Source organism: Mycobacterium palustre, from assembly GCF_002101785.1.
Lineage (GTDB): Bacteria > Actinomycetota > Actinomycetes > Mycobacteriales > Mycobacteriaceae > Mycobacterium > Mycobacterium palustre.
Genome location: NZ_LQPJ01000119.1, coordinates 17,401 through 33,489 on the forward strand (window position 1 = coordinate 17,401; position 16,089 = coordinate 33,489).

At 69.9% G+C, this 16,089-nt stretch carries 16 protein-coding genes, 1 tRNA gene and 3 pseudogenes; 13 read left to right on the forward strand and 7 right to left on the reverse strand.

All coding sequences use genetic code 11. The features are described 5' to 3' along the window. Nucleotides 1–26 precede the first annotated feature (26 nt). Entirely contained in the window at nucleotides 27–701 is a 675-nt protein-coding gene (locus AWC19_RS19295; protein WP_085079611.1) for a DUF3060 domain-containing protein, read from the reverse strand. Between the two features lie 43 nt (nucleotides 702–744). Here AWC19_RS19295 and AWC19_RS19300 point away from each other — a divergent pair, with 43 nt between their 5' ends. Further along, nucleotides 745–1,776: an NADP-dependent oxidoreductase gene (locus AWC19_RS19300; RefSeq protein WP_372508625.1), complete on the forward strand. Its 1,032-nt coding sequence runs from the start codon at nucleotides 745–747 to the stop codon at nucleotides 1,774–1,776. Between the two features lie 3 nt (nucleotides 1,777–1,779). Further along, nucleotides 1,780–1,930: pseudogene (locus AWC19_RS31640) on the forward strand (gamma-glutamyl-gamma-aminobutyrate hydrolase family protein); the annotation flags it as partial. Here AWC19_RS31640 and AWC19_RS19305 read toward each other — a convergent pair. Further along, nucleotides 1,883–2,503 carry a hypothetical protein gene (locus AWC19_RS19305; protein WP_085079613.1) on the reverse strand — a complete coding sequence of 207 codons (621 nt, stop codon included), beginning with the start codon at nucleotides 2,501–2,503 and terminating at the stop codon, nucleotides 1,883–1,885. The pseudogene AWC19_RS31640 and the gene AWC19_RS19305 sit on opposite strands and share 48 nt — an antisense overlap. Nucleotides 2,504–2,948: 445 nt before the next feature. Here AWC19_RS19305 and AWC19_RS19310 point away from each other — a divergent pair, with 445 nt between their 5' ends. Beyond that, nucleotides 2,949–3,791 (forward strand): glycoside hydrolase family 16 protein, encoded by an 843-nt coding sequence (locus AWC19_RS19310; RefSeq protein ID WP_085079614.1) that lies wholly within the window; start codon nucleotides 2,949–2,951, stop codon nucleotides 3,789–3,791. A 3-nt stretch (nucleotides 3,792–3,794) separates the two neighbouring features. Here AWC19_RS19310 and AWC19_RS19315 read toward each other — a convergent pair whose 3' ends face one another. Beyond that, the gene (locus AWC19_RS19315) at nucleotides 3,795–5,324 is read right to left on the reverse strand and encodes a glycosyltransferase family 39 protein (protein WP_085079615.1); all 1,530 of its coding nucleotides are present in this window, start codon (nucleotides 5,322–5,324) and stop codon (nucleotides 3,795–3,797) included. Between the two features lie 173 nt (nucleotides 5,325–5,497). Here AWC19_RS19315 and AWC19_RS19320 point away from each other — a divergent pair, with 173 nt between their 5' ends. From AWC19_RS19320 to AWC19_RS19330, 3 genes are read left to right on the forward strand one after another with little or no spacing between them, the layout of a single operon-like run. Beyond that, entirely contained in the window at nucleotides 5,498–5,815 is a 318-nt protein-coding gene (locus AWC19_RS19320) for a hypothetical protein (protein ID WP_085079616.1), read from the forward strand. Nucleotides 5,816–5,859: 44 nt separating this feature from the next. Next, nucleotides 5,860–6,510, forward strand: a complete 651-nt coding sequence (locus AWC19_RS19325) for a GAP family protein (protein WP_085079624.1) — start codon at nucleotides 5,860–5,862, stop codon at nucleotides 6,508–6,510. Nucleotides 6,511–6,538: 28 nt separating this feature from the next. Next, complete coding sequence (locus tag AWC19_RS19330) at nucleotides 6,539–7,222, forward strand: GAP family protein (protein ID WP_085079625.1); 684 nt, start codon at nucleotides 6,539–6,541, stop codon at nucleotides 7,220–7,222. Here the strand turns inward: AWC19_RS19330 and AWC19_RS19335 are convergent. Continuing rightward, entirely contained in the window at nucleotides 7,213–7,944 is a 732-nt protein-coding gene (locus AWC19_RS19335) for a hypothetical protein (protein ID WP_085079617.1), read from the reverse strand. The two genes, AWC19_RS19330 and AWC19_RS19335, sit on opposite strands and share 10 nt — an antisense overlap. A gap of 24 nt (nucleotides 7,945–7,968) precedes the next feature. Between AWC19_RS19335 and AWC19_RS19340 the strand changes: the two are divergent. Further along, a pseudogene (locus tag AWC19_RS19340) lies at nucleotides 7,969–8,981 on the forward strand (bifunctional phosphatase PAP2/diacylglycerol kinase family protein). Nucleotides 8,982–8,985: 4 nt separating this feature from the next. On the opposite strand, the gene AWC19_RS19345 reads toward AWC19_RS19340, so the two are convergent. Both AWC19_RS19345 and AWC19_RS30745 read right to left on the reverse strand, forming a co-directional pair. Then, on the reverse strand, nucleotides 8,986–9,267 hold the full coding sequence (locus tag AWC19_RS19345) for a DUF732 domain-containing protein (protein WP_372508624.1): 282 nt from the start codon (nucleotides 9,265–9,267) through the stop codon (nucleotides 8,986–8,988). Further along, nucleotides 9,264–9,665 carry a hypothetical protein gene (locus AWC19_RS30745; protein WP_245849145.1) on the reverse strand — a complete coding sequence of 134 codons (402 nt, stop codon included), beginning with the start codon at nucleotides 9,663–9,665 and terminating at the stop codon, nucleotides 9,264–9,266. Before AWC19_RS30745 ends, AWC19_RS19345 begins: the two co-directional genes overlap by 4 nt. A 215-nt stretch (nucleotides 9,666–9,880) precedes the next feature. Here AWC19_RS30745 and AWC19_RS19355 point away from each other — a divergent pair, with 215 nt between their 5' ends. Continuing rightward, a complete protein-coding gene (locus AWC19_RS19355; protein WP_085079619.1) occupies nucleotides 9,881–10,156 on the forward strand; it encodes a hypothetical protein in 276 nt (91 codons plus the stop codon). Nucleotides 10,157–10,160: 4 nt separating this feature from the next. Here the strand turns inward: AWC19_RS19355 and AWC19_RS19360 are convergent. Then, nucleotides 10,161–10,234, reverse strand: a tRNA-Gly gene (locus AWC19_RS19360). 147 nt (nucleotides 10,235–10,381) lie between these two features. Between AWC19_RS19360 and AWC19_RS19365 the strand changes: the two genes are divergently transcribed. The 5 genes and pseudogenes from AWC19_RS19365 to AWC19_RS19385 all read left to right on the forward strand — a co-directional run. Then, nucleotides 10,382–11,026, forward strand: coding sequence for a VldE C-terminal domain-containing protein (locus AWC19_RS19365; protein WP_085079626.1), 645 nt, complete (start codon nucleotides 10,382–10,384; stop codon nucleotides 11,024–11,026). Between the two features lie 34 nt (nucleotides 11,027–11,060). Further along, nucleotides 11,061–11,633, forward strand: coding sequence for a dCTP deaminase (gene dcd, locus AWC19_RS19370; RefSeq protein ID WP_085079620.1), 573 nt, complete (start codon nucleotides 11,061–11,063; stop codon nucleotides 11,631–11,633). A 131-nt stretch (nucleotides 11,634–11,764) separates the two neighbouring features. Continuing rightward, a pseudogene (locus AWC19_RS19375) lies at nucleotides 11,765–13,614 on the forward strand (DUF7159 family protein). 180 nt (nucleotides 13,615–13,794) lie between these two features. Then, nucleotides 13,795–15,258: a DUF7159 family protein gene (locus AWC19_RS19380; protein ID WP_085079621.1), complete on the forward strand. Its 1,464-nt coding sequence runs from the start codon at nucleotides 13,795–13,797 to the stop codon at nucleotides 15,256–15,258. Nucleotides 15,259–15,332: 74 nt separating this feature from the next. Then, nucleotides 15,333–16,089, forward strand: a 757-nt coding sequence (locus AWC19_RS19385; RefSeq protein WP_211284959.1) for a DUF7159 family protein, incomplete at its 3' end; no start/stop codon positions are given.

Sequence of the window (16,089 nt, forward strand, 5' to 3'; positions counted from 1 at the left end):
ATCACGTCCTGGCGCCGTTTAGGCGTTCAGCCCTGCTGCACCTGGTTCGATCCGCCGGGGTTGCTGATCTTCGGCGAGCCGGAGTGGTAGGTGATCTCGTTGTTGAATCCCGAGGCGTCGATGGTGTCGGCGGAATCGACGGTGATGGAGTTCTGCACGCCCGACACCGTCAGGCGCGTGCAGTGGCCGGTGATGACCACCGTGTTGGACACGCCGCTGACGCTGACGACGTTGTCGTTGCAGGCGATCGTCCGGTTCTCGTTGACACCCGAGACGCTGACGTTGCCGCCCGGCGGCGGCGCGGGCGACGCCGACGGCTTGGGGGTCTTGCTCCGGGTGGTCGACGGCGCCCGGCTGCTCGAGGTGCTCGAGGGAGGGCCGAACGTCGCGGAGATGGTCGGCGTGGCGCCGATGGTCGACCTCACACCGGAAAGCTGGTGCGCGGCGAAGGCGGCGATGCCCCCCGCGAGGGCGATCATCCCGACCACGACGAACGTGCCCAGGATCCACCAAATGCGGTTGCCCGACGGCGGTTTCGGCGCGGGCGCCGAAAGCGGGCCACCATAGGTCCACGGACTCGGCGTCGGCCCCGGTGGCGGTGGCGGCGGGGGTGGCGCCCCCAGCTCGGATGCGCGCGCCGTGTCGGCCAGCGGGCGTTCGAGTTCGCGGATCCGTTCCTCGGGGTCGTCCTGCGCGTCCATGCACAGATGCTCCCACCGGGCGGTGTGCAATGGGTAGTTTCACATCGTGCCCGAGTCCGCGTTGACCAACCGCCAGATCGTATTGCGCCGCCGCCCCACCGGGCTGGTCCGGCCCGGCGACACCGAGCTCGTCACCGCGCCGGCGCCCGAGCCCGCCGACGGCGAGGCGCTGCTGCGCACCACCTACGTCGGGCTCGACGCCGCGGTCCGCACCTGGCTGAACGACCAACCGGGTTACCTGCCGCCCGTGCAGCTCGGCGAGGTCATCCGGGCGGCGGGGATCGGGGAGGTGGTGACGTCGCGCTGCGACGCCTTCGAGGTCGGCGACGTCGTCACCACGCTGACCGGCTTCCAGGAGTACGTGATCGTGCGCGATGACGTGTTCAGCACGCCCATCCCGGGCAAGGCCACCGTAGACCAGCTGGCGGTGATGTCGGTCTACGGCCCGACCGGGGCCACCGCGTACATCGGGATGATGGACATCGGCCGGCCCCAGCCGGGCGAGACCGTGGTGGTGTCGGCCGCGGCGGGCGCCACCGGGTCGGTGGCCGGGCAGATCGCCAAGATCGCCGGGGCCCGCGTGGTGGGCATCGCCGGCGGCCCGGACAAGTGCCGGGCGGTGGTCGAGGACTTCGGGTTCGACGCGTGCATCGACTACAAGAACGAAGACCTGCCGACGGCGCTCAAACGGCTTTGTCCGCAACGGGTCAACGTCTACTTCGACAACGTCGGCGGGCCGATCCTCGATGCGGTGCTGGGCCGGATCGCCGCCAAGGCTCGAGTGGTGTTGTGCGGCGTCATCTCGAGCTACCTCAGCGGCGAGCACCCCGGCCCGGCCAACTACGTGAACCTGTTGTCCAAGACCGCGCTGATGCAGGGCTTCAACGCGCTCGACGACTGGGGCCGCTTCGACGAGGCGTTCGCCGCGCTGCGCCAGTGGGAGAGCGAGGGCCGAATCAGGGCGCGCCAGACGGTCTTTGAGGGCATCGAGGCCTGCGTCGACGCCCTCAACGGCCTGTTCACCGGGGCCAACATCGGAAAGATGCTGGTCAAGCTCAGCGAGCCCGCCGGCTAGCTCGATGGCGGCGACCCGCTGCGCCCGGCTGCGCCGCGCTTGCGATCGCCGCTGGCTCGATGGCGGCGACCCGCTGCGCCCGGCTACGCCGCGCTTGCGATCGCCGCTAGCTTTCGCCCAGGACCCGGTGGAGCTCCTTTTTCGCCTCGGTCAGGGCCTCCAGCACCTTGGTCCGGGTCTCGGCGAGCCTTTCCTTTTGCTCGTCGGTACCCGTCCAGGCGATGGTGCGAGCCAGCCCCGCCAGCTCGAAGAGCGTCCGGCGGATCTTGAAGACGTCGCCGAATTTGGCCGCCCGGCCCAAAAATGCGTGCGCCGTCTCGCTGCTGACCCCCCGCCACGCCAGCAGGTTCTGGCCGAGTTCGGTCAGGGTCGCCACGCCGTTGTCGACGGTGACGACGCCGCGCCCCGCGAGCACCCCGATGGCGAGCTCCGCCAAATCCTGCGGCGGGGTGAACGCGCCCTCGGTCGCGTCGGATACCCGTTGCACGATCTGCTCGGCGTCGGCCGGCCCGTCGAGCAGCAGCGCCGCGGTCACGAACGCCGCACGCTTGAGGAGATGCGGTCCGCCCGGCCCGCCGAAACCACCCTTACCGAAGCCGCCGAATCCGCCGTGACCCCAACCCTTTTCGCCGAAGCCGCCCCAACCCTTCTCGCCGAAACCGCCCCAGCCGCCGAAGCCACCGAAGCCGGGTCCACCGAAACCACCAAAGAATCCACTACCAGACATCGCTGTCGTTCCTTTCCACATCGGACTATCAAGCTCCTTGATACCACCGGCCGGGTCGATGTCAAGGGGATTGATGGTTGCCCGCGGCCAGGCCACGCGCCGCGTGCCGGCAGGTGAGCATGGGCCGATCCGCCGACGAGCCGGGTCGCCGCGGGACTCGAGCCACCGGCCCGCGGCCCCGTCTTGGCGGGCATGCCGCCGATCAACGGCTCCCGACCGGTTGACCGTCTCCGAGCAGCGCCACCGCAGCCGCCCGCTGCGAGCGGGTGGGGACCCGTCCCGCGGTGGGTTGCACGGGCCGCTGAGGCGGACAACAGCAGGACACGGCCCGGTGCGGGATGCGCGCCCGCCCCGTCGCATGGTTTCATAACAGGCGTTTGCGAGAGTTGCTTCGGGGAGTGACGCCGGGCGGGAGGCTCCGGCTCACGGATTGGTGGGATTGCACATGGATCGTCGCAGCATGTTGTTGACCACGGGGCTCGGCATGCTGGCGGCTGTGGCGTCGATGCCGGTCCCGGAGGCACTGGCCGCGCCCCGGTCGCCCCGGCTGCCGACACCGCCCGAGGCGCCGTCGGCCGGTGGCGGCGGCTACATCTTCTCCGACGAATTCGACGGCCCCGCGGGCTCGGCGCCCGATCCGGCGAAGTGGACCGTGCAGTCCTGGCAGGACGACGTGTTCCCGCCGGTGGCCGGGATCTACCGCGACGACCGCCGAAACGTCTTCCAGGACGGCAACTCCAACCTGGTCCTGCGCGCCACCCAAGAGGGGGACACCTACTACGGCGCCAAACTGCGGGGCAACTTCCGCAGCATGATCAACCAGACGTGGGAAGCGAAGATCAAGCTGAACTGCTTGTTCCCGGGCCTGTGGTCGGCGTTTTGGGGCGTCAACGAGGATCCGCTGCCCGACGGCGAGGTCGACGTGTTCGAGTGGTACGGCAACGGCTCGTGGCCCCCGGGGACGACGGTGCACGCGGCATCCAACGGCAAGACCTGGGAAGGAAAATCGATTCCCGGGCTTGTCGACGGCGGCTGGCACACGTGGCGGATGCACTGGGGTGAGGACGGTTTCCAGTTCGCGCGCGACGGCGCCCAGTACTTCAGCGTTCCCAACAAGCCCATCCACGTCCACGGCGGCGCTCCCGACGACTTCCGGTGGCCGTTCAACCAACCCGGCTACTGGATGACGCCCATGTTCACCCTGGCCGTCGGCGGGGTCGGCGCCGGCGATCCGGCCGCCGCAACCTACCCGGCGGACATGCTCGTCGACTACATCCGCATCTGGTAGCGATCAGCGTTCGGCTTTGATCACCTGGACCAGGTTGAACTGCCAGCGCTCGACGAGGCGGAAGCCCAGGTCGCGGGGGACCGCGAAGGCCGGCGTGGCGCCGTAGAGCGGGCCGGGCGGAAGCGCGGGGCCCTGCTCGTGGGCGGGGGCGGACCTGTCGGCCTGGGTGATGATCCACACCACGCGGCACTGGCTCAACGGCCGGGCGACGACCTCCGGAATGAGATTGGTGTCGAAGACTTCTCTGCGATCGACGGCCCGCTGCCACAGCGTGAGATCGACCAGCTTGCGATAGGCGTCGGGGCGCGCCGCCAGCAACGGGCGCATCGGGGCCGGCATGAACGTCACCGTGTCGTTGACGAGCAAGCAGTCGCCCGGGGCCGCCTTCGCGGTCACCAGATCGGCGACCTGGCTGTAGTCCATGCCGTACTTGGCGTACGGGTTACGTTGCGCCCGAACATAATTTGGCGCCGCCGCCAACGCGAAGAGAACGACCAGGGCCGTCGCCGCCCAGGGCTTGGCCGCCAGCGCACCGATGCACACCCCCAGCACCAGCGCCATCGCCGGCGCGGTGAACGACAGGTAGCGCGGCGTGTAGATCGGGTGGACCACGGCCGACCACCCGACGATCAGCGCGGTGGGCAGCACCAGCCACGCCACGGCCAGCGCCAACAGCTGGCGCTCGGTGTCCGCGGGCCTCGCGGATGTCAAGCGCCACAAGCCAATCGCGGTCACCACGACCAGCGCCGACAACACCGCGAACGGCGGGCTCCTTTCGAAGTACTGCTGCACCACCACGTCTTCGATCGTCCGGTGCCCGATCGGGGCGACCCACTTGATCTGCTGAACCTGCCCCGCGACCTTCAACATGAACGGCGTCAGGGCGCCGACGGTAAGCGCCGCCGTGATCGCGAAGTGCCGCACCGTCGCTCGGCCGCCGCGGCTAACCCAGAGGAAAACGGCGTGCGCCGACACCAACAGCACCAGATAGGTTTCCAGCAGAACCGATCCCGCCAGCCCGATCCCGTAACCCAGCCACACCCAACGGTTGTCACGCCGGACGGCGACCACCAACAGCACGGTCAACCACACCGCCGCCATCATCGACAAGGCGTACGGGCGAGCCTCGACGCCCGCCCACGTTGCGCGGGGCAAAATTGCGCAGATTATGCCGGAGATCACGGCGACGGTGCGCGACGCAAATTGCTTGCCCAACACCACGATTCCCGCGGCCGCAGCGCCGACCGCCAGACCGCTGGGCGCCCGCGACCAGAACTCCGTCGGCGGGAAGCCCCCGAACCAGGCGTGCATGAACAGGTAGTACAGGCCGTGTACGGCGTCGACATTGCCCAGCATCTGCCACAGCTGACCCAAGGACCGGCTGTAGGAGGCCGAGATGGTCGCGGCCTCGTCATACCAGAACGAGGGGCGCGCGGCGCCGGCCAAACTTATTGCGGCGGCGAGGACTCCGACGAACAGCGGGTCGAACGCACCACGGCGCTGCCGGGACTCGCGGGTATCAGAGGCGCTCACCGCCCGCTATGTTGCCAGACGCGGCGGCGGGCCTTCTCCTCAGTTACTGAGCCAGACGTGCCAGAACCCGTCGGGACCAAACCGGCAGTCCCAATGGGTCCACAGGTGGTCGTTGCGGATGAGCTCGACGTGGGCGACTCAACGAACCGGCGCTTCGAACGTATGATCGAAAGATGGGCGACCTCGCGTCGATCGGATACAACGGGCAGCCGGCCCGTGACCCCTTCCGCGTCGTGCGCCCGCCGATCCCGGTGCTGGTCGACCTGACCGTGCTGTTCCCGCGCGAGCCGCACCGCTCGGGGCGGTACCAGCCCAACGGCCTGCAGCTGCACAAGGTGGTCGAGGGCCGGTTGAGCTGCTGGGGCATCTGCGAACAGGGCGATTGGTGGGGCCTGGTCACCTACCCGATCGCGTACGGCTCCAGGCGCAAGACGGTGACGCACTGGGTGCCGGCGTGGACGCTGCGCCGCAAAGGGCACGCCGGCGCGTGAAGTCGATGCGATGATTGCTGCCCGTGGCAGGCAACTGGCTTTCCGTGCTGACCAAGCTGATTCCGCTCGGGCTGGTGATCACGCTCTCTCCGATCACCGTCATCCCGGCGGTGCTGGTCCTGCACGCCCCGCGGCCCCGGCCGGCCGGCCTGGCCTTCCTCGGCGGTTGGCTCGCGGGCCTGGTGGCCCTCACCGCGGCCTTCGTCGGGGCTTCCGACCTGCTCGGTGGGCTGAACCACGCGCCGCCGACGTGGGCGTCGTGGGCGCGGGTGGTGTTGGGGTCGATGATGGTCGCGTTCGGCGTGTTCCGCTGGCTGACCCGGCATCGCCGCGGCGAGACGCCGGGCTGGATGCGTTCGTTCTCCAAGCTCACCCCGCTGCGCGCGGCGTTGACCGGGGTGGTGCTGGTGCCGATCCGGCCGGAGGTGCTGATCCTGTGCGCGGCGGCCGGGTTGGCCATCGGCACCGGCGGGCTGGGCGCCGCGGCGGGCTGGATCTGCGGCGCGGTGTTCGTCGTCGTCTCGTCGCTGACGGTGGCCGTCCCGATACTGGGGTTCGTGGCCGCCGGTGACCGCCTGGACGACGCGCTGGAGCGGCTCAAAGCGTGGATGGAACGCAACCACGCCGCGATGCTGGCGGTCATCCTGGTGCTGATCGGATTGATCGTGATCTACAACGGGATTCGCGCGCTGTAGCCGCTCTGCCGTGCGAAGATGGCTGACCGTGGCAGGCAGCTGGGTTACGGTCGGGACCGGTCTCGTCCCCCTCGGGCTGGTCATCTCGCTTTCGCCGCTCACGATCATTCCCGCGGTGCTGGTGTTGCAGGCGCCGCGGCCGCGGCCGAGCGGCCTTGCCTTCCTTGGCGGTTGGTTGGCCAGCCTGGCCGCGCTCACCGCGCTGTCCGTCGCGGCCTCCGGACTGCTGGGCGGTCTCGACAAGTCCCCGCCGAGGTGGTCGTCGTGGCTGCGCGTGGTCTTCGGATCGCTGCTGATCTGCTACGGGATCGCCAAGTGGTTGCGGCGTCAGGGCCACGGCGAGTCACCGGGCTGGATGCGCTCGTTCAGCACCATCACCCCGACCCGGGCCGGGGCGATGGGGGCGGCGCTGGCCGTCGTGCGACCCGACGTCTCGCTCATCTGTGTGCCGGCCGGGCTGGCGATCGGCGGCAGTGGGCTCGGCGCCGCCGGCGACTGGTTGGCCGCCGCGTTCTTCGTGGCCGTCGCGGCGTCGAGCGTCGCGATCCCGATCCTCGCCTACGCGGCCGCCGGTGACCGCCTCGACGACACGATGGCGCGGCTCAAGGTCTGGATGGACGAGAACAACGCCGCCCTGCTCGCGGCGGTCCTCGTCGTGATCGGCGCGATGATCCTCTATCACGGGATCGACGCTCTGTCCGCTCATCGGTAGCCGCCGTCGGACAGGCCGGCGTCTTCTTCCAGCCGGTTCGGGGCGCCCGACGTCAGCTCGCGAATCAGTTCCCAGCCGTAGTCCCTGAGCATGCCCACGTAGCCGCGTGCCGCCCACTGCTGGGCGTGCCGCTCCTCGTGATGCAGCAGCCGGTCCAACTCAAGACGGCGCCCCGCGCGCCCCGATCCGACGATCCGGCGCAGCAGTGCGGCCGGGTCGGCGACCCGGCCGGCGTTGACCATGAAGATGTCGCCCCAGGTGGTGCCGCCGCGCTGGCTGAACAGCCGCTGAAACCAGTTGCCGCCCAGGCCCATCAGCATGCCGTTGGGCGTCGTGACGAGCCGGCTGCCGTTGCGGTGCACGAACGCCACGTCGCGGGCGTAGCTCCAGCGATTCGCGTTCTGCCGCTTGATGATCCGCGCGACCTCTGCCGTGCAGTAGGGCGTCTCGGGAAAGTCGTGGTGCCGGTGGGCGGGCTTGCCGTAGTCGGTGCCCGCGTTGAGGACGTAGGTCAGCAGCGTCGCCGCGCGCGCGTCGTCCCCGGTGATGTCGGGCGGCAGCAGGAAAAAGGACTTGCCGCGCGGGTCGTTGATCTCCTCGGTGTCCTCGAGGAGCGCGAAGCGCTGCGGGGTGATGGCGTGGCGACGCCCGATCTCGGCGACGACGTCGGGAGGCACACCCCGGCGTTCGGCGTTTTGTCGCCACCGCTCCGAGTAGGGCATGCCTGCCAACTTAGGGTCGAGCGAATGAACAGCCCCTGGCGACGCGCGCGCGGCGTCAAGCAGATCACCCGGGGACTCGGCACCTCTCGATCGAGAGGTCTTCGCGACGATCGCCGAGACGCCGACGCCGCTGCTGGACACGGTCATGCCGCACCTGACCCGGGCCGCCGACCATTCCAAGCTGTGGTTGGCCATCGCCGCGGCGCTGTTTTCGTCGGGCAAACAGTCCGCGCAGCGGGGCGCGACACGCGGCGTGGTGACGCTCGGGGTGACCAGCCTGCTCACCAACCAGGTCGCCAAGCGGCTGCGCCCGCGTCCGCGCCCCGTCTACGACTCGGTGCCGGTGGTCCGGCGATTGCGCCGCCGTCCCTCCATCCAACTCGCTGCCGTCCGGGCACTCGCCAGCGCCGCCGCGTTCGCCGTCGGGGTGGGCCTGGAGAATCCGCCGCTGGCGGTCTTCCCCGGCGGAACGTTCAACCATTTCGCGATCCGGCGCGGGAGCGTGGCCCGCGTTGATCTGGTGTGCCTCAACGAAAGTCGCATGGTGCTCAATACCGCCAGCATCGGCGCCTACCCGACGTTCGTGCAGCAGCGCGAGAAACTGGAAAAACGCGTCGGCAAGCCGCTCGCCGGGTTCTACGCGATGCTGCACACGCTGCGCCACGACCGGCCGGTGCGCATCCGCTGCGACAACAAGACCCTGCAAGACCTCGCTGTTCTTTTTGGGCAATTCGGTTTACCTGCCGACGGGATTCGCCCCGTCGCGGCGCACCCGCATGGACGACGGCTTGATCGACGTGCGCATCCTGGAGACCGGTCGCCCGTGGGCGCGGACCCGGATCCTGATCGCCCTGGCGTTGGGACGGCTGCCGCGCAGCCCGCTCTACCACGAGGTGCAGGCGCCCGAGTTCAGCTTCTCCGCCGTCGACGGCCCGACCGTGATCGCCCACGACGGCGAGATCGGCGACGAATACGACCGCGCCAGCTTCTCTGCGAAATACCAAATCCTGCCGGTGTTTCGGCCTTTGGTGAATTAAGGGCTCACGCCCGTGGGCACAAATCCACGATGGCGTAGTCGACGAGGGCGTCCGCCTGGCGGGGCGTCATGCCCCTGGGACCGAGGTCCTGCGTGGACTTTTGCAGTGCCAGCGACTGCAGCTCCGACGCGGGAGCACCCCAGGAGATCTGCTGGCAGATTTTCCAACCCGTCTGTACCAGCGCCGGGTCACCGCCCTCGAGGTCTTGGATGCCGATCGCGTGCAGGTGATTGAGGTAGGACGCCTCGTCGGCGTGCGCGGGCCCCGCGCAGACGACGGCCGTCACCAACAAAGCGCCACCTGCGAGCGCTGCATTCCTAAACCGGCCAGAGATCCTCTGTGCTGGCATAGCCCGTTGTTCTCCTTCGCCCTTTTATGCTTTCCGCCCGGACTCGTATATAGAAGCTTGAAAAGCCACGGCGCGCAATAAATCTTACGAATTGGCGACGACAAACGAAGCGCGATCACTCGGGTGCGGGCGGCCATTGCGGCAAAGCCGTCGGCCAGACCGCGCACTTGGCCGGCGCCATCGCCGGTGAACGACGCGCCGTGCATCAGGGCCAGCGTGGCCGGATTCTGTTGCGCCGGCCGCTCCAGCGTGGGCGCCAGGGTGGTGGTCGGGCTGGTGGCGCGGAACAATGCCTCGGCTTCCAAAGCCGCTGCGGCGCAATCGGGTTCGGTCAACGCGGGAACCCGGCCGGTGTTGTTGTGCGGCACGTGCGGAGTCGCACATATCGTTCAGCGAAAGCAGGCAAGCCAGCGGCCCATGGATGACCCTGCCGGTGTGTTCGCTGATGTCGGGCAACGCTCCAGCCCGTCGCCCCGGCGACTGACCACAATGGTCCGTGGCCCGCTTGAGCGGGCGCGGGCTGTGAGGAGCTGCGAGGGAGGAAACGCCCATGAGGACGGTCGTGGCGATCGCGGCCGCCTGCCTGTTCGGGCCGGCCTTGGCGCTGGGGGCGGGAGCTGCCCACGCCGACGCCGACCAGGAGAAGGAGGCGTGCCAGCTGATGGACGACCCGACGGCGCGCGACCTGGGCTACGCGCCGGCCGAGTACGCCTTCATGGTGTTGCGCGCCAAGATGTCGGCCGAGGCCGCGCGCGACGTCATGTCGTTGGCGGCCCAGCAGTACTGCCCGAATCACGTCATCGACCTGCCGGCCAGCTGGCGGTGACGGGTGGAGCCGATGACGGGAATCGAACCCGCGTATTCAGCTTGGGAAGCTGATGTTCTGCCATTGAACTACATCGGCGCTGTCGCTCCGAAAGGCTAGCATCCGGCGCCACGGACGCAAGATGCCGTCCGCAACAACGTCATTGCGAGTTCGTGAGTTGCCTCCGGCGATTTCTCACATACCCCAAAGTTTATTATTCCGTGATCTGCCCGTAATGTGCTCTGGGTGGGGCGGCACTCATTAGCCAGGAAGCGGCGAAAGCCACGGGTAGCCCTGGCTGCGGTGCTTGCGCCGGCCGCCGTCTTCTTCGCGGCGAGCGGGGACGTCCGACCATTACCCGTCCACCAAGAGGCCAAGCCCGTTATCGCAGACACCATCCCCTGGCGCCTGGAGCTCGTCGCGGCGGCGCCGACGCCGTCGGGCAAAGCCGCCGGTTCGCCGGACGGCCAGCCGGTCGCGGCGTCGCGCTACCACACGCGGTCGCGCTTTTTGCCGGTCGGGGTGGCGCCGGAGCAGGGCCTGCAGGTTCGGACGATCCTGGTGGCCCGGGCGATCAGCGCGACCTTCCCCCAGATCCATCAGATCGGCGGTGTGAGACCGGATGCGCTGCCCTGGCACCCCCGCGGCCTGGCCCTCGACGTGATGATCCCCAACCCCGGCAGCGCCGAGGGCATCGCGCTGGGCAACGCGATCGTCGCGTACGTGATGCGCAACGCGAAGCGGTTCGCGATCCAAGACGCGATCTGGCGCGGCGTCTACTACACACCCGGTGGCGCGCAGCCCAGCCGGCTCGGCCACTTCGACCACGTTCACGTCACCACCACGGGCGGGGGATATCCCACCGGCCGGGAAATGTACCTCGCGGACTGAAGGCGAGAAGGCGAGCAGCGGATAGGCTCAGCGGGTGCTGCTCTCCGATCGTGATCTGCGGGCCGAAATCACCGCCGGCCGGCTGGGCATCGACCCGTTCGACGACACCTTGGTGCAGCCGTCCAGCATCGACGTCCGCCTCGACCGCATGTTCCGGGTCTTCAACAACACCCGCTACACCCACATCGACCCCGCCAAGCAGCAGGACGAGCTGACGAGCCTCGTGGAGCCCCTCGACGGGGAACCGTTCGTGCTGCATCCCGGCGAGTTCGTCCTGGGGTCGACGCTGGAGCTGTTCACCCTGCCCGACGACCTCGCGGGGCGTCTGGAGGGCAAGTCGTCGCTGGGCCGCCTGGGCCTGTTGACGCATTCGACGGCCGGATTCATCGATCCGGGCTTCAGCGGTCACATCACGCTCGAGCTGTCCAACGTCGCCAACCTGCCGATCACCCTGTGGCCGGGCATGAAGATCGGCCAGCTCTGCATCCTGCGGTTGACCAGCCCGGCCGAGCACCCCTACGGCAGCTCGCGCGTCGGTTCGAAGTACCAGGGCCAGCGCGGCCCGACGCCGTCTCGCTCGTATGAAAACTTCATAAGATCTACCTAAGTTCAGTACGGCGCCGGCACAGCGTTTCTGAGCCATGATGAATTGGTCGTGGTTTCCTCCTCCACCTGACCATGGCGTGACCGGCAACACCTTTGGAGGGGTTTGTTTTGGATATCGTGCTCGGGGTGTCGATGGCACCGGCATCGATCGCGATGGTCGTGCTGGAAGGCGAAAACGCCGACGGCGCCACCGTCGAAGAGGACGAGTTTGACGTCACCGCCGCCGACGACCCGGCCACCGCCACGGGGCCCGATCAGGTAATCGCGGCCATCCTCGGCACCCGCGAGGCGCGGCCGACGCCGGCCTGGAGCTGTCGGCGATCGGGGTGACGTGGACCGACCAACTCGAAGCGGCCGCCCTGCGCGACGCGCTGGCCGCCCACAAGGTCGAGAACGTCATGCTGGTGTCGGCGTTCCTGGCCGCCACCGCGCTGGCTCAAAGCGTCGGCGGCGCAATGGGTTACGAGCGCACCGCGGTGCTTTTCGTCGAGCCCGACACCGCGACGCTGGCCGTCGTGAAGACCTCCGACGGTTCCGTCGCCGACGTTTACAAGCAGCAGATCTACGCCGAGTCCTACGAGCAGGCCACCGCGCAGCTCAGCGGCATGCTCGCCGGCCTGGAGCGGTTGCAATCGGCCCCGGACGGGCTGTTCCTGGTGGGATCGGGCGTCGACATCGCCTCGATCAAGCCGGCGCTGGAGTCCGCGACGTCCCTGGACGTGAGCGCGCCCGAGGAGCCCGAGACGGCGTTGGCCCGCGGCGCGGCCCTGGCCTCGGCCAACGCGCCGTTGTTCACGGCCTCGACGGCCGCGCTGGCCTACGCGCAGGACCCCGGCACCGGTGCGGTCGACGGCTCGGCGTTGCCCGAGTACCTCCGCGTCGCGGGTGCCGACGACGAGCTGGCCTACAGCGCGGTGCCCGACGAGGACGCCGAGGCCCCGACCGTCGTCATCGAAAACCTGTTCGCCCCGGACCAACCGCGCCGCCGGCCGGTGCTGCTGGTCGGTAGCGGGTTGGCCGTCGTCGGCATCAGCGCGGTGTTGGCCCTGGAGATCGCGCTGGCCATCGGGATTCGCACCACCGGGACGGTCGCCTTGCGGCCGACGCCGGCCCAAGACCTGATCGTCCCAACGCAACAGGCCCCGGCGCCCGCAGTCCAGGCGGCCCCGGCGATGCCGAAGATCAAGCTGCCGGCGCCCGCCGCGGCGCCGCGGCCCCTGAACGCGCCGGCGCCAGCCCCGCTTCCCGCGGCCCCGCCTCCGGCTGCGCCGCTGCCCGCGGCCCCGCCTCCGGCTGCGCCGCTGCCCGCGGCCCCGCCCGCGATCGATCCGGTGGTGCCGGTCCCGGCGGTGGTGCCTCCGGTGTTGCCGGTTCCCGCGCCTGCGCTGCGGTTGCCCGTTCCCGACCCGATTCTGAGCCCGCCGGTAATCCAGGCCCCGCCTCACCTGGTGCCCCCGCAAGCCGTGCTGCCCCAACCGCCGGTGCACATCCCGCAGCCTCCGCAGGTCGGTGGCAACGTGCCGCAGTCGCCTCCGCACCAACCTCTGCCGGGGCAAGGCCCCCTCCCCAAGCCGAGTAGCCCCGGCACCGGCACCGGCGGGCATGTTCCGCTGCCCGGCACCGGTCCTGGTGGCACCGGCGGTGGGCACGTTCCGCTGCCCGGCACCGGTCCTGGTGGCACCGGCGGTGGGCACGTTCCGCTGCCCGGCACCGGTCCTGGTGGCACCGGCGGAGACGGGCCCGTTCACCTCCCGGGTGGTGGCGGCCCGATCGGTGGTGACGGCCCCTTCGGCGGTGGCGGTCCCATTGGCGGCGGCCCGATCGGTGGGGGCGGTCCCATTGGTGGTGGTGGCCCGATCGGTGGTGGTCCCTTCGGCGGCGGCGGCTTTGGCGGCGGCCACAGCGGCGGTGGCGGCTTTGGCGGCGGTCACAGCGGCGGTGGCGGCTTTGGCGGCGGTCACAGCGGCGGCGGGCGCCACTAGCCCATTCGCTCCCGGCTCGAGCGCACCCCCGCGGTTGCGCGGGTAGGGTCGAAGTATTGAGGCCGGTCGAAAATCCGCGCCGCCTCGCTCCCCGGAACCTGAATCGCATAGCGCCGGGGAATCGTGTTCGCCGATGTACTTGTCCGGCGGCACAGCAAACTACCGAGGGGGACTTCAGCGGTGGTGGGCATCGTGCTGGGCGTATCTATGGCGCCTACGAAGGTCCGCATGGTCCTGGTCGAAGGCGAAAACGCCGACGGGGTGACGGTCGACCAGGACAACTTCGACGTCGACGCGGCGGCGGCGCCGTCCACGGCGCCTAACGAGGTGATCTCTGCAATCCTGGGCACCCGCGAGGGCGCCGCCGAGGGCGGCTATCAAATCCTGTCGACGGGGGTCACCTGGACCGATCACGTCGAGGCCGCGCTGCTGCGCGACGTGCTGATCGCACACAAAATCGAGAACGTGATGCTGGTCTCGGCCTTCATGGCCGCGGCCGCGCTCACCCAGGCGATCGGCGACGCCACGCACTATGCGCACACCGCGCTGCTCTTCATCGAGCCGTACACCGCGACGTTGGCCGTGGTGGACACCGCCGACGGATCGATCTCCGAGGTGCACCGCCGAATCCTCGCCGACGATGAGGACCAGGCGGTAGGCGAGCTCGTCGAATTGGTTTCCGGCGCCGAGGCATTGGAGGCGCGCCCGGAGGGCGTGGTCGTTGTCGGTTCCGGCGTCGACGTCCCGCTGATCAAGCCGGCGCTGGAAGCCGCGACCTTTCTGGAACTGTCCGTGCCCGACGAGCCGGAGACGGCCCTGGCTCGCGGCGCGGCGTTGGCGTCGGCGAACGCGCCGCTGTTCGCCTCGTCCACGGCCGCACTGGCTTACGCGCTGGACCCCGGCACCGGCGAGGTCGACCCGCTAGCGCTCGCCGGCCAGTCTCCCGGGCTGCTGCCGGGATACCTGCCCGAATACCGCAGCGTGCCAGTCGTTTCCGCCGATGCCGGTGCAGGCAGGCCCAATGTCGCCTACAGCGCCGTGCCCGACGCCGAGGACCAAAGCGCCCTGGATGAGACCGTCCAGCGGCGCAGGTCCGTGCTGCTGGTGGGGAGCACGCTTGCGGTGGTCTTCATCACCGCCGTTGTGGCGCTTGAAATCGCGTTGGCGATCAGCATCCGCCCGACGGTCGCGTTGCGACCGAGCCCTAACGAAAACATCGTCGTCCCAACCCAACCCGCGCCGCCGCCCCCGGCGGCACCGCCGGTGGCCAAGCCGAAGATCCAGGCGCCCGCGCCGGTGGCGGCGCCGCATCCGATGAACCCGCCCGCCGCGGTCCCGGCCCCGGCGGCGCCCCCGGCACCCGTCCCGATTCCCGCGGTTCCACCGCCCGTTTTCGTTCCGGTGCCTCGAGTGCCGGTCGTCCAACCTCCGGTGCCCCGGTTCGGCGGCGGCCGCGGCCCCTTCGGCGGCGGGCCGGGACCCCGCGGCCCGTTCGGCGGCGGCCATGGTCCCTTCCGCGGCCCGTTCGGTGGTGGGCACGGTCCCTTCCGTGGGCCCTTCGGCGGCGGCCACGGACCGTTCGGCGGGCACGGATTCGGCGGCTTTGGCGGGGGCCACGGATTCGGCGGCTTCGGGCACCGTTAGCCATTCCGCACCGACGGGCGTGCCGCGCCCGGCTCGCTAGGGTGGCCAAGACCGTCAATTGAGATGGAGGAGCAGTGGACGTCGTCCTTGGCGTGTCGATCGCGCCTGACCGGGTCCGCATGGTGCTCGTGGAAGGTGAGGGTGCCGGCGGCGTCACCGTCGACCAGGCCGTTTTCGGGATCCCGCGCGACGCGGCCGTCGCCGCCGATCGGGCGATCGCGGCCATCCTCGGAACGCGGGAAAGCGCCGCCGAAAACGGGCACGTGCTGCGATTTACCGGGTTGACGTCGACCGAGCACGTCCAGGCGTCCGCACTGCGAAACGCCTTGGCCGCGCGCGACATCCGGGACGTCACGCTGGTCTCGGCCTTCACCGCGGCGGCGGCGCTGGCCCAGGCGGTCGGCGGTGCGACGGGCTCGACGCGCACCGCGCTGCTGTTCGTCCAGCCGGCCCTCGCGACGCTGGCCGTCGTCGACACCTCGGACGGCTCGACCGCCGACGTGCACCGGCAGCCCCTGGCGTCCGGCGACGCGGCGCTGGCTCGGCTGGCCGCGATGGTCACGACCGCCGAATCCATGTCCGCCCGACCCGACGGCGTGTTCCTCGTCGGCGACGGCGTCGACATCGCATCAATCAAGCCGGCGCTGGACGCTGCGACGTCGGTCTCGGTGACGGCCCCCGAGGAACCCGAGATGGCGTTGGCACGGGGGGCCGCGCTGGCCGCCGCGAACGCGCAGTTGGGTGCGCCGAGCACGCTCGCGCTGCCGCCCGTCGAGGACCCGGTGCAAGAGCTTGCCTACAGTGCCGAACCCGACCCGCCCGGCCCCTACA